Source organism: Sedimenticola sp., from assembly GCF_050289425.1.
Taxonomy (GTDB): domain Bacteria; phylum Pseudomonadota; class Gammaproteobacteria; order Chromatiales; family Chromatiaceae; genus Sedimenticola.
Genome location: NZ_JBNKFS010000006.1, coordinates 1 through 11,682, shown reverse-complemented (window position 1 = coordinate 11,682; position 11,682 = coordinate 1). Strand labels below are relative to the sequence as shown.

At 60.9% G+C, this 11,682-nt stretch carries 9 protein-coding genes; 8 read left to right on the top strand and 1 reads right to left on the bottom strand.

Annotated features, from left to right (window positions below; all coding sequences use genetic code 11):
* Positions 1 to 181: 181 nt before the first annotated feature.
* The 3 genes from pepN (at position 182) to ACQY5R_RS05425 (ending at position 5,306) form a co-directional block, all read left to right on the top strand.
* On the top strand, positions 182 to 2,812 hold the full coding sequence (gene pepN, locus ACQY5R_RS05435; protein ID WP_428605504.1) for an aminopeptidase N: 2,631 nt from the start codon (positions 182 to 184) through the stop codon (positions 2,810 to 2,812).
* 152 nt (positions 2,813 to 2,964) lie between these two features.
* Entirely contained in the window at positions 2,965 to 4,563 is a 1,599-nt protein-coding gene (locus tag ACQY5R_RS05430; protein ID WP_428605502.1) for a CHAD domain-containing protein, read from the top strand.
* Complete coding sequence (locus ACQY5R_RS05425) at positions 4,560 to 5,306, top strand: ParA family protein (protein ID WP_428605501.1); 747 nt, start codon at positions 4,560 to 4,562, stop codon at positions 5,304 to 5,306. Before ACQY5R_RS05430 ends, ACQY5R_RS05425 begins: the two co-directional genes overlap by 4 nt.
* A 62-nt stretch (positions 5,307 to 5,368) precedes the next feature.
* On the opposite strand, the gene ACQY5R_RS05420 is transcribed toward ACQY5R_RS05425, so the two are convergent.
* A complete protein-coding gene (locus ACQY5R_RS05420; protein ID WP_428605500.1) occupies positions 5,369 to 5,710 on the bottom strand; it encodes a S24 family peptidase in 342 nt (113 codons plus the stop codon).
* 66 nt (positions 5,711 to 5,776) lie between these two features.
* On the opposite strand from ACQY5R_RS05420, the gene ACQY5R_RS05415 reads away from it, so the two are divergent.
* The 5 genes from ACQY5R_RS05415 to ACQY5R_RS05395 form a co-directional block, all read left to right on the top strand.
* On the top strand, positions 5,777 to 7,585 hold the full coding sequence (locus ACQY5R_RS05415) for an ABCB family ABC transporter ATP-binding protein/permease (protein ID WP_428605499.1): 1,809 nt from the start codon (positions 5,777 to 5,779) through the stop codon (positions 7,583 to 7,585).
* A gap of 70 nt (positions 7,586 to 7,655) precedes the next feature.
* Entirely contained in the window at positions 7,656 to 8,792 is a 1,137-nt protein-coding gene (gene cca, locus ACQY5R_RS05410; protein WP_428605498.1) for a multifunctional CCA addition/repair protein, read from the top strand.
* Positions 8,793 to 8,982: 190 nt separating this feature from the next.
* Positions 8,983 to 10,638, top strand: a complete 1,656-nt coding sequence (locus ACQY5R_RS05405; RefSeq protein WP_428605497.1) for an ATP-binding protein — start codon at positions 8,983 to 8,985, stop codon at positions 10,636 to 10,638.
* Positions 10,638 to 11,285 (top strand): response regulator, encoded by a 648-nt coding sequence (locus tag ACQY5R_RS05400; RefSeq protein WP_428605495.1) that lies wholly within the window; start codon positions 10,638 to 10,640, stop codon positions 11,283 to 11,285. The genes ACQY5R_RS05405 and ACQY5R_RS05400 overlap by 1 nt, the downstream gene beginning before the upstream one ends.
* 50 nt (positions 11,286 to 11,335) lie before the next feature.
* A partial coding sequence (locus ACQY5R_RS05395; protein ID WP_428605493.1) for a rhodanese-like domain-containing protein occupies positions 11,336 to 11,682 on the top strand: 347 nt, incomplete at its 3' end.

Genomic DNA, 11,682 nt, shown 5'->3' with positions numbered 1-11,682 from the left:
CGTTCCCGTAGTTAGGCGGTTGCAGCGTGCTGATACGCTTCCGGATCGGATATTTATCGGTGGATACATCGACGGCGGTGGATGCGGTGTGAAAACCGCCACTCCACGCAGGGTTGAATAGTGGGATAAAATCCTGATCTATTGAGTCACCCTTTTCCAAGACAGCCATACGAGACCGCCCATGCTTCGAGACACCCCCGCCACCGTCTACCTGAAAGATTATCGGCCACCGGAATTTCTGATCGACCAGACCCAGCTCTGGTTTGATCTGGGGGAAGAAGAGACCCGGGTGCGGGCGCGACTCGCGCTACGTAGAAATCCCGCTGCCGAAACCCACAGTGCGGATCTGGCTCTACATGGCGAACAGTTGGAACTGCTCTCCTTGGCGATCGACGGCCATCCGCTCGACCCCGAGTCCTACCGGCAGGATAGCGAAGGGCTCATCTTGAAACAGGTGCCGGATCAGTTTGTGCTGGAGAGTGAAGTACGCATCCTGCCGCAGCAAAACACCGCCCTCGAGGGGCTGTACAAATCGGGCGGCATGTTCTGTACCCAATGCGAGGCGGAGGGGTTTCGCAAGATCACCTGGTTCCTCGACCGACCGGATGTGATGAGCCGCTTTACCACCACCATCACCGCCGACCGACAGCGCTATCCGGTGCTGCTCTCCAACGGCAATCCGGTTGAAACGGTACAGCTTGATGATGGCCGGCAGCGGGTGACCTGGACCGATCCGTTCCCCAAACCGGCTTACCTGTTTGCCCTGGTGGCGGGGGATCTGCGGGCCATCGAAGATAGCCATACCACGCCGTCGGGGCGTGAGGTAGCGCTGCGCATTTACGTCGAGCCGGAAAACGTCACCAAGTGCGATCACGCCATGGCCGCGCTCAAACACGCCATGCTCTGGGATGAGCAGCAATACGGCCGCGAGTACGACCTGGACATCTACATGATCGTCGCGGTCAACGACTTCAATATGGGCGCGATGGAGAACAAGGGATTGAATATCTTCAACTCCAAGTATGTGCTGGCGTCTCCGGCTACCGCCACGGATCGGGACTTTCAGGGCATCGAATCGGTCATCGCCCACGAGTATTTCCATAACTGGACCGGCAATCGCATCACCTGCCGTGACTGGTTCCAGCTCAGCCTGAAAGAGGGGCTGACGGTGTTCCGGGACCAGGAGTTCTCCGCCGACATGGGCTCGCGCGGGGTGAAGCGGATCGAAGATGTGCGCCTGTTGCGCGCCCACCAGTTTGCCGAGGATGCCAGCCCCATGGCGCACCCGGTGCGCCCCGACTCCTACATGGAGATCAATAACTTCTATACCGTCACCGTGTATGAGAAAGGGGCCGAAGTGGTACGCATGCAGGCCAACCTGCTGGGGGCGGAGGCATACCGGCGCGGGACCGATCTCTATTTTGAGCGCTTCGACGGACAGGCGGTCACCACCGATGATTTCGTGCAGTGCATGGCGGATGCCGGCGAACGCGATCTGACCCAGTTCAAGTGCTGGTACAGTCAGGCCGGTACCCCCGAACTGGCGATCCAGGGGCACTATGATGCCGCCAACCAGACCTATTCACTGGATGTGCAACAGCACTGTCCGGCGACGCCCGGTCAGACCGACAAGGCGCCGTTCCTGATTCCGCTGGCCATTGGTCTGCTGGACAGTCGGGGCGACGATATGGCGCTACGGCTCCAGGGTGACACCGTGGCGGGCACGGGTACACGCATGCTGGAGTTGAGAGAACCTCGTCAGCAGTTCCTGTTCGAGCAGGTTGCCGAAGCGCCGGTACCTTCGCTGCTGCGCGGTTTCTCGGCACCGGTAAAGGTGCGCTTTGACTACAGCGACGAGCAACTGATGTTCCTGATGGCCCACGACAGCGACGGATTCAGTCGCTGGGATGCGGCCCAGACCCTGGCCCAGCGTATCCTGCTGCAGCGGGTGGCGGATCCGGAATGCCCAGTGCCGAGCGGATTCATCAACGCCTTCCTCCAGGCGCTGACCGATGACAGCACGGATCCGGCACTGCTGGCCGAAGTGTTGACCCTGCCCGCCGAGGGTTATCTGGGCGACCAGATGGAAGTGGTGGACGTGGAGGGCATCCACCAGGCGCGGGAATGGCTCAAGACCACCCTGGCGAGCGAGTTGCAGGAAGCGTTGTTGGCGGTTTACCACGCCAACGCCGTAACCGGTGCCTATCGGCCGGATGCCGCCTCCATCGGCCGACGCAGCTTGCGCAATCTGGCCCTCGCCTATCTGATGCAGTTGCCGGAAGCAAATATTCACCGGCTCTGTGTCGAGCAGTACCGGAGCGGCAACAACATGACCGATGTGATCGCCGCGCTCTCGCTGCTGGCCGATCGCGACACCCCCGAGACGGCCGAGCTGTTGGAAGCCTTTTATCAGCAGTGGCAGGCCGATCCCCTGGTGCTGGACAAGTGGTTTAGTCTGCAGGCGATGTCCAAGCGCAGCGATACCCTGGAACGGGTGGAGGCACTGCTGCAGCATCCCGCCTTCTCCATCGCCAACCCGAACAAGGTGCGTGCCCTGATCGGTGCTTTCTGTTCCGGTAACGGCGTGCGCTTCCACGCGGCCGATGGCAGCGGCTACCGGTTCCTGGGCGATCGGGTGCTGGAACTGGATGGGCTCAATCCGCAGGTGGCGTCGCGCATGGTGCGGTTGATGGCGCGCTGGCAGCGTTACGACCCGTCTCGCCAGCAGCTGATGAAGGCGCAACTGGAACGCATTTTGAACACCGAAGGGGTGTCCCGGGATGTGTTCGAGATCGCCTCGAAGAGCCTGTAAGTCCCCTCTTCGGCCGGTGTGTACAGTGCATGGCGAGCGCCCTTGGGGTGCCCGCCATGCACTGTAATGGTAATTCTATGCCCGCTTGATTAGTATCTAGCACCTGAGGTATGGGGATCGACACTCCCGGGACAAGGGCAGGATATAACAATATGAAGGCGCCATCGCTCCAGTTTCAGCTAACGGATTCGGAATCGCTCGGGGAGGTGGTGAGTGCGCTTTCCACCCAGTTCCAGCTGACCAGCGAGCCGGAAACCACCACCCGACATATCTTTCACGACAGCTTCGACTGGCGCCTGTATCAGGCCGGTGTCCAGTTGGACGAAGTACGTGGCAAGGGCGGCGCGGCATTGACCCTGCGTAAACTGGCGGATGGAACGGCGATCGAGACGATCCGTCCGGAGGGGCCGATTGAGCGGTTTTACCGCGCTTATCCGCCCGGGCTGCTGCGGGAGCAATTGGCCGCGGCACTGCAGATGCGGGCCCTGCTGCCCCAGGTGGAGATCCGTTGCCGCGAGCGCCTGCTAAAGGTGCTGGATAGCGAACAGAAGACGGTCTTGCGGATTGCGTTGCTGGCACAGAGCGCCCGGACGCCGGGGCGGGGCGAGTATCAACCGATGGCGGCGCTGATCCATCTGCAACCGGTGCGTGGCTACGCTAAACCGCTGACGCAAGTCAGCCGCTTTCTCGGCCGTAACCTGAAACTTGCAGCGCAACGTGAGCCGTTGATTGCGCTGGGCCTGGCCGCAATGGGTCGGCAGCCGCTCGACTACAGTTCCAAACTCGATTTCACCCTGCATCCCGAGACCCCGACGATCGAGGTGGCGCGGCAGATCCACCGTGCCCTGCTGGACACACTGGAGATCAATCTGCCCGGCGCCCGCGCGGATCTGGATTCGGAGTTTCTGCACGACCTGCGGGTGGCGGTGCGCCGTACCCGCTCGGCGCTGAGCCAGATCAAGGGGGTATTTCCCGAGGAGGCGGTGGAGAAGTTTCGGGAACAGTTTGCCTGGATCGGCCAGCTGACCGGCCCTACCCGGGATCTGGACGTCTATTTATTGGGGTTCGACGATTATCGTAACAGCCTGCCGGAAGCGCTCCAGCCCGACCTGGATCCGTTGCGGGATTTTCTCATCGACCATCAGCAGGCCGCGCAGCGGGCCATGGTGCGCAAACTCAATTCACCCCATTTTCATACCCTGCTGAAAGAGTGGCGCGCGTTTCTGTCGGCACAGGACGACCCTGAACAGACCGCTCCCCACGCCCACAAGCCGATCGGCAAACTGGCGAGCAAACGCATTTACCGGACCTTCAGGCAGGTGCTGGAAGAGGGTTTGGCGATTCACCCTAAGGCCCCGCCGGAGGCGCTGCATGAGTTGCGCAAGAGCTGTAAAAAGCTGCGCTACCTGCTGGAGTTTTTCCAGAGTCTCTATCCCGCGGAGCGGATTAAGCCGCTGATCAAGAGTCTCAAGGGGCTGCTGGATAATTTGGGGGATTACCAGGATCTGGAGGTCCAGGCCGACAAGTTGCGTGAATTTGCCCATCAGATGGTGGAAGAGCGGGCGGTGCCGGCCGACACCCTGCTGGCGATGGGGATGCTGGTGGATGGCTTGTTGAAACGGCAGCAGCAGAGCCGCTCGGAGTTCGCCGAACGGTTTGCCCTGTTCGCGGCCCCGGAGCAGGTGGAGAGCTATGAGACGCTGTTCGGCTCAGGCAAGAAGAAGGGACGCCGCGGCGGGGAGAAGGGATGAGGATTATCGGCGTCTATAACATCAAAGGCGGAGTCGGCAAAACGGCCACGGCAGTCAATCTCGCCTATCTGTCGGCCCAGGCCGGCCTGCGCACCCTGGTGTGGGACCTGGACCCGCAGGGGGCGGCCAGCTACTACTTCCGCATCAAGCCCCGCGTCAAGGGCGGCGGCCGCAAGATGATCAAGGGCAAGCGGGAGCTGGACGACTTGATCAAGGGGAGCGATTTTTACAATCTGGATCTGCTACCGGCCGATTTCTCCTATCGCAACATGGATCTGATGCTCGGAGAGGCCAAGGGGCCGGTGAAACAACTGCTGCGGCTGTTGCGGCCGCTGTCGCAAGAGTATGACCGGATCTACCTGGATTGCCCGCCCAGTATCTCCCTGGTGTCGGAGAATATCTTTCGTGCGGCGGATGCCCTGATGGTGCCCACCATCCCCACCACGCTGTCACTACGCACCTATGAGCAGTTGGTGGAGTTCCTGGACGGGCACAAGGTGGGGGAGGTGAAACGGCTGCCGTTCTTCTCCATGGTGGACCGGCGCAAGCGCATGCATCTGGAGATGATCAAGCAGCTACCGGCGCGCTTCCCCGAGTTGCTGGAGGCCCACATCCCCTACGCCAGTGACGTGGAGCGCATGGGCTTTTTCCGCGCGCCGCTGGGCAGTTTCGCCCCGCGTAGCGCCGCCGGTGTCGCCTACGAGGAGTTATGGCGGGAGCTGGAGTCGGCGCTCAGGGCCTGACGGGACCCTAGGGTGGGCACGCGGTTTGTGCCCACGCGAATACGCCGATCCCGGAACCCCGCTCAATTCACGGGGCCGTGATTCTCTTCATAGGGCTTGTAGTGCTTGATCTTGCGGCGGATATTGCGCTGGACAATCACCCCTTCAATCTTATGGTTGGTTCCGGCCAGCGCGATGCTAGGGTACTGCGGGTTGAGCGCGACCAGCTGCACCTGACCCTCGGTATTACGCACCCACTGCCGGAACAGCCGTTCACCTTCCACGGTGATAATCACGTATGCGCCACTGGCGCACACCTCGGAAGGCTCGATGACAATGATACACTTGGCCGGAAATTCCGGTTCCATGCTGTCATCCAGCACCTGCAGGGCGTAAAGTTCGTTATAACTGCAATCTTGTGTCATAAGGGTTGGCTCAGGAATTCGGCTAGAATCCCACTCTATTAGCAAATTATTAAACAGTCTCTCTATATGGCACACAATCGTCAAGCCCAAGCACGTCCACACAGCGACCGCCGCGACTGGAAAAACCTCAGAAACATGCTCCCCTACCTGTGGAATTACCGTGGGCGGGCCCTGTTGGCACTGGGCTGCCTGGTCTCGGCGAAGGTGGCCAACGTGGGTATTCCGATGGTGCTCAAGGAGATCGTCGACGGCATGGAGCACAACCAGCAGACCCTGCTGGTCCTGCCGGTGGCGCTGCTGATAGGCTACGGCGCCCTGCGCGTCAGCAGTACCCTGTTCAACGAGTTGCGCGACGTGGTGTTCGCCCGGGTGCGCTATCACGCCATGCGCCGCCTGGCGACCGAGGTGCTGACCCATCTGCACCGGCTCTCCCTCAGTTTTCACCTGGGACGCCAGACCGGTGCCATCAGCCGGGATCTGGATCGTGGTACCCGCAGTGTCAGCTCCATCCTCAACTACATGGTGTTCAGCATCATCCCGATGGTGGTGGAGTTTTCCCTGGTGGCGATCATTCTGCTCACCCACTATGACCTGATCTTTACCCTGGTCACCTTCGGTACGGTGGCGGTCTATATCGTCTTTACCTTCGCCGTGACCGAGTGGCGGATGGATTATCGCCACACCATGAACCGGCTGGAGTCCCTGTCCAACTCACGGGCGGTGGATAGCCTGATCAACTATGAAACGGTCAAATACTTCGGCAATGAACAACTGGAACTGGTGCGTTTCGACAACACCCTGGATCAGTGGGAAGAGGCGGCGGTCAAAAGCCAGAACTCCATGTCGCTGCTCAATTTCGGCCAAGGCGGCATTATCGGCATCGGGGTCACCGCCATCATGTTCTTCGCCGCCGGCGGGGTGGTGGACGGCAGCATGTCGATCGGCGATCTGGTGCTGGTCAACGCCTTCCTGCTGCAACTGTTCATCCCGCTCAACTTCCTCGGCATGGTCTATCGGCAGATCAAATACTCGCTGGCGGATATGGACCTGATCTTCAAGCTGATGGAACAACAACCGGAGATCCAGGATCGTGCCGATGCGCCGGCCCTGCAACTGCAGCGCGGTGAAGTGCGTTTTCGCCACGTCTCTTTCTCTTACGTGCCGGAGCGGCAGATCCTGCAGGATGTGGATTTTACCATCCACCCGGGTGAAAAGGTGGCCGTGGTGGGCCACAGCGGTGCCGGCAAGTCGACCCTGTCGCGGCTGCTGTTCCGCTTTTACGACGTGACCGGCGGTGCGGTGCTGGTGGATGGCCAGGATGTACGTGAGGTGACCCAGGACAGCCTGCGCCAGGTGATCGGCGTGGTGCCGCAGGATACCGTCCTGTTCAACGACACCATCTACTACAATCTCGCCTATGGCCGCCCCGAGGCGACACAGGCAGAGATTGAAGCGTCGGCGGGCATGGCCCATATCCGGCGCTTTATCGAATCCCTGCCCCAGGGATACCAAACCCTGGTGGGGGAGCGGGGACTGAAACTCTCCGGCGGTGAAAAACAACGCATCGCCATCGCGCGGGCAATCCTGAAACGGCCGCGTATCCTGGTGTTCGACGAAGCGACCTCATCGCTGGATACCCAGACCGAACAGGCGATACTCGAAACCATGCAAGAGGTGGCGGAGAACCACACCACCCTGGTGATCGCCCACCGACTCTCCACCGTGGTGGATGCCGACCAGATCCTGGTGATGGATCAGGGGCGCATCATCGAGCGCGGCAGTCATCGGCAGTTGTTGGAACAGGCCGGGGTTTATCGGGAGATGTGGCAGTTGCAACAGGAGGAACGCAAGATGCAAGTGGAGCAAGCGGTATGAAAAATTGGCAGGATAGGCAATTTTTACGCCCGACGGCCAACCGTCTGAGCGTGCTGCAGGGAGGTGGGGCATGAACATCTATCTGGTCGGTGGGGCCGTGCGTGATCGTCTGCTGGGTATTCCGGTTAAAGATCGGGATTGGTTGGTGGTAGGGGGAACGGAAGCGGAGATGCTGGAGCGCGGTTTTAAGCGTGCCGACGGGGAGTTTCCGGTGTTTCTGCATCCCGATACGGGGGAAGAGTATGCCCTGGCCCGCCGTGAGACCAAAACCGCACCGGGTTACAAGGGGTTCAGTGTGGAGTTCGGCACCGACGTCACCCTGGAAGAAGATCTGCGGCGCCGCGATTTCACCATCAATGCCCTGGTGGAGGATGAGGAAGGCGAAGTCATCGACCTGGTGGGTGGACTGGCCGATATCGAACAGCGCCGCCTGCGTCATATCACCCCGGCCTTCAGTGAAGATCCGGTACGGCTGCTGCGCGCCGCGCGCTTTATCGCCCGCTTCTCGAAGCAGGGCTTTTCCCTGGCCCACGACACCTTTGGCCTGATGAAGCAGATGGCAGCGAGCGAGGAGTTGGCGGCACTCAAACCGGAGCGTATCTGGCAAGAGCTGAAACGTGCGCTGCCGGAGCCGGAGCCGTGGCGTTTTTTTGAAACCCTGCAGCGCTGTGGCGCACTGGCTCCGCTGCTTCCACCACTGGCCGAGGCGATGGGCGGCGGTTCCGCACACGACTCACAGCCGGTCAATGAACCGATCCTGGCGCTGAAACGTGCGACAGCGGCCGGCGCCGATCCGCTGGTGCGCTTTGCCGCCTTGTTTCACAGCCTCTGTCAGGGGCCTGCCCGCAGCCGTTGGCTGAAAGAGGCGCTACCGGTGGAGCGCGACTATCTGGACCTGCTGGCCCAGGCGCAGGGGGTTGCCCGCTTTTATCCGCCGGCGCTGCAACGGCAAGCCGAGTCCACGCTGGATCTGCTGATCCGCGGGCGAGCCCAGCAGCAGCCGGAGCGTTTTCGGCGCCTGCTGATCCTGTGTGACGTACTCTGGCCCGACCCGTCGCGGCAAGCGGCAAGCTGGCTGGACGCCGCCGGACGGGCCATGGCGTCGGTATCACCCGCCAAGCTCAGTGAAGAGGGTCTGCAGGGGGCGGAGCTGGGCAAAGTACTGCGGGAACGCCAGATCGCCGCCATCGCCGCACTCGGGACATGATCCATTTGCCGTAACCCCCGGCCAAGTGCGTAGGCTGGGCACGTTTTGTGTGTCCACGCGGATTCGGCTACAAGGGATCACGGCGTCACCCCCGACGGGCGGTTTCCTCCCTTGGTGTAAATCATGCTAAATTAGCAACTTCGAATACAGTGTGCTGATCCGCCCGATTCGCATCCAGATAAGGTGAACGATGAACAAGGCCATGACGAACGAAGAGAACACGCCTCATTCCCCTGTGCCTGAGGGCGGTGGCCTGCTGATGACCATCATGGGCCGTTATCCCTACCTGCAGGTTCTGGTGGCCGCCCGCATGCTCGGGCCGCTGATCACCCTGGCGGCCGTTTTGCTGTTCAATCTTCTATTGGTCCTCTGGTATGCACCGGGGGCGGATTTCGGGATGGTCGGCCTGCTGATGCTGGCTTCTACGTTGGTGGCGATCGGTGCCTTCATCGTCGGCGTCAACCGCTTGCGTAACCGGTTGCTGGCACCACTGGTACAACTGGAGCGGGCGGTGGGGGATGTCTGCCAGGGCGAACCCTGGACCACACTGCTGATCGACGATGTCGGCGTGCTGGGTCCCCTGGCGCGGGATCTGGATAGCCTGAGCAGCGAGCTGATCGACCTCTACGAAGACATGGACAACCGGGTGGCGCGGCAGACCCGGCGCCTGGCCCAGCAAACCACCGGTCTGAAGGCGCTCTACGACGTGGCGGCCAGTATCAACCAAACCGATGATATGGACGAGCTGCTGCTGCGTTTCCTGCGGGTGCTCAAGGAGATGGCCCACGGCGTGGCGGCCACGGTGCAGTTGACCACCCCCCAGGGGCTGATGCGTCTGGTGGGCAGTATCGGACCGGATGACCGGATCCTGACCGAAGGCGAACAGTTACCGGTACCGCTCTGCCAGTGCGGCAAGACCCTCTCCAGTGGCGACGTACTGTGTGAACATGACGCCAAAGCCTGTTCCGAGCGCAATGGTCGGCATATGTACAGCAGCGATGAGTTGGAACAGATCACCGTGCCGCTCAAGTTCCATGGGGATGTGCTGGGGCTGTATCGTATCCTGATTAAAAAGTCCGGTCTGGAAGGCCGTGAAGAGACCTATGATCTGCTCTACACCATCGGCAGCCATCTGGGTATCGCCATCGCCAAACACCGTTCGGATGAAGAGGCGCGGCGGCTCTCGATTATCGAAGAGCGCACCGCCCTGGCCCATGAGTTGCACGACTCCCTGGCCCAGACCCTGGCCAGTCTGCGCTTCCAGGTGCGCATGCTGGACGAGACCCTGGAGCAAGAGCCGGGTGACAGCTCCCTGGCGCGTAATGAACTGGAGCGGATCAAAAACGGCCTGGACGAAGCCCATACCGAACTGCGTGAGCTGCTCAACAACTTCCTGGCGCCGGTGGATCAGCGCGGATTGATCCTGGCGCTGGAAAAGATGACCCAGCGCTTCCGCCAGGATACCGGAGTCCCCATCTTCTTCCAGTGCGGCTGCCGTCAGGTCAATATGGGCGCCAGCGAAGAGATGCAGTTGCTGCGTATCGTGCAGGAGAGCCTGGCCAATATCCGTAAACATGCCAAGGCGCATACCGTGCGGGTACTGCTCACCTGCAGTGCCGAGGGCGAGTACCGGTTGCTGGTGGAAGATGACGGAGTCGGCTTCGATAACGTGCGGCCGCCCGGCAGTCCCGGTGAACATATCGGACTCTCCATCATGGAGGAGCGCGCCCGTCGGGTGGGAGCCGAGATCAAGATCGAGAGTGAACCCGGAGAAGGCACCCGCGTGGAGTTGACTTATAATCCGGGCCTGAACGTCCGCAAGAGTGAGCAGAAAGAGATCAGTTGATGCGTATCCTGTTAATCGATGACCATGCGCTGTTTCGAATTGGCCTCCAGGAGCTGCTGCAGCGCCGGGGCATCAATGTGATCGGCGCCTTCGGCAACTGCCAGGAAGGTATCGAACTGGCGGCACAGGAACGCCCCGACGTGGTACTGCTGGATATGCGTATGCCGGACATGAGCGGCATCGAGGTACTGAAGGTGTTGCGGGAAAAGGGGCTGACCATGCCGATCGCCATGCTCACCACCAGCCGTGAAGAGAGCGATGTAATCAACTCGCTGCAAGGCGGGGCGCAGGGTTACCTGCTGAAAGATATGGAACCGGACGAACTGATCAACGCCCTGCGCGCCATTGTCGGTGGCGCCACCATCGTCGCCCAGGAGTTGACCGGCATCCTCGCCAAGGCGGTGCAGGGTGAAACCCAGGCCACCGCTACCCGGGATATCTTTTCCGACCTGACCCCGCGCGAGGCGGAGATCCTCTGCCTGCTGGCGGACGGTCAGAGCAACAAAGTGATTGCGCGCAATCTGGGCATCTCCGACGGCACCGTCAAACTGCACGTCAAATCCATTCTGCGCAAACTCAATGTGCACTCGCGGGTTGAGGCGGCGGTCATCGCCGTTGAACAAGCCCTCTGCTCCCGTGATCAATAATGGTGTCACCCCATCAACGATAACCCAAAGTAGTAACAGGACTTATCCCTATGATGCGTTTTATAGAACTGATCCGTAGCTGTCTGACGGATGTGAAAGAGATCATGCCGTGGGATCTGGAAGAGCGGCAACTGGCCAATCCCGATCTGCTGATTGTCGACGTGCGCGAACCGGAAGAGTTCGCCGCCATGCACATCCCCGGCTCCATGAACGTACCGCGCGGCATCCTCGAATCCGCCTGCGAATGGGACTACGAAGAGACCGAACCGGAACTGGTGCGGGCGCGCGAGCGCGAAATCGTCGTGGTCTGCCGCTCCGGCTACCGCAGCGTACTGGCCGCCAACTCGCTGCAGGTGCTTGGCTTTGAGAACGTCGCCTCGCTCAAGACCGGCCTGCG

Coding starts and splice junctions, on each gene's coding strand:
- pepN (WP_428605504.1), top strand. CDS start 182: ATGCTTCGAGACACCCCCGCCACCGTCTACCTGAAAGATTATCGGCCA.
- ACQY5R_RS05430 (WP_428605502.1), top strand. CDS start 2,965: ATGAAGGCGCCATCGCTCCAGTTTCAGCTAACGGATTCGGAATCGCTC.
- ACQY5R_RS05425 (WP_428605501.1), top strand. CDS start 4,560: ATGAGGATTATCGGCGTCTATAACATCAAAGGCGGAGTCGGCAAAACG.
- ACQY5R_RS05420 (WP_428605500.1), bottom strand. CDS start 5,710: ATGACACAAGATTGCAGTTATAACGAACTTTACGCCCTGCAGGTGCTG.
- ACQY5R_RS05415 (WP_428605499.1), top strand. CDS start 5,777: ATGGCACACAATCGTCAAGCCCAAGCACGTCCACACAGCGACCGCCGC.
- cca (WP_428605498.1), top strand. CDS start 7,656: ATGAACATCTATCTGGTCGGTGGGGCCGTGCGTGATCGTCTGCTGGGT.
- ACQY5R_RS05405 (WP_428605497.1), top strand. CDS start 8,983: ATGAACAAGGCCATGACGAACGAAGAGAACACGCCTCATTCCCCTGTG.
- ACQY5R_RS05400 (WP_428605495.1), top strand. CDS start 10,638: ATGCGTATCCTGTTAATCGATGACCATGCGCTGTTTCGAATTGGCCTC.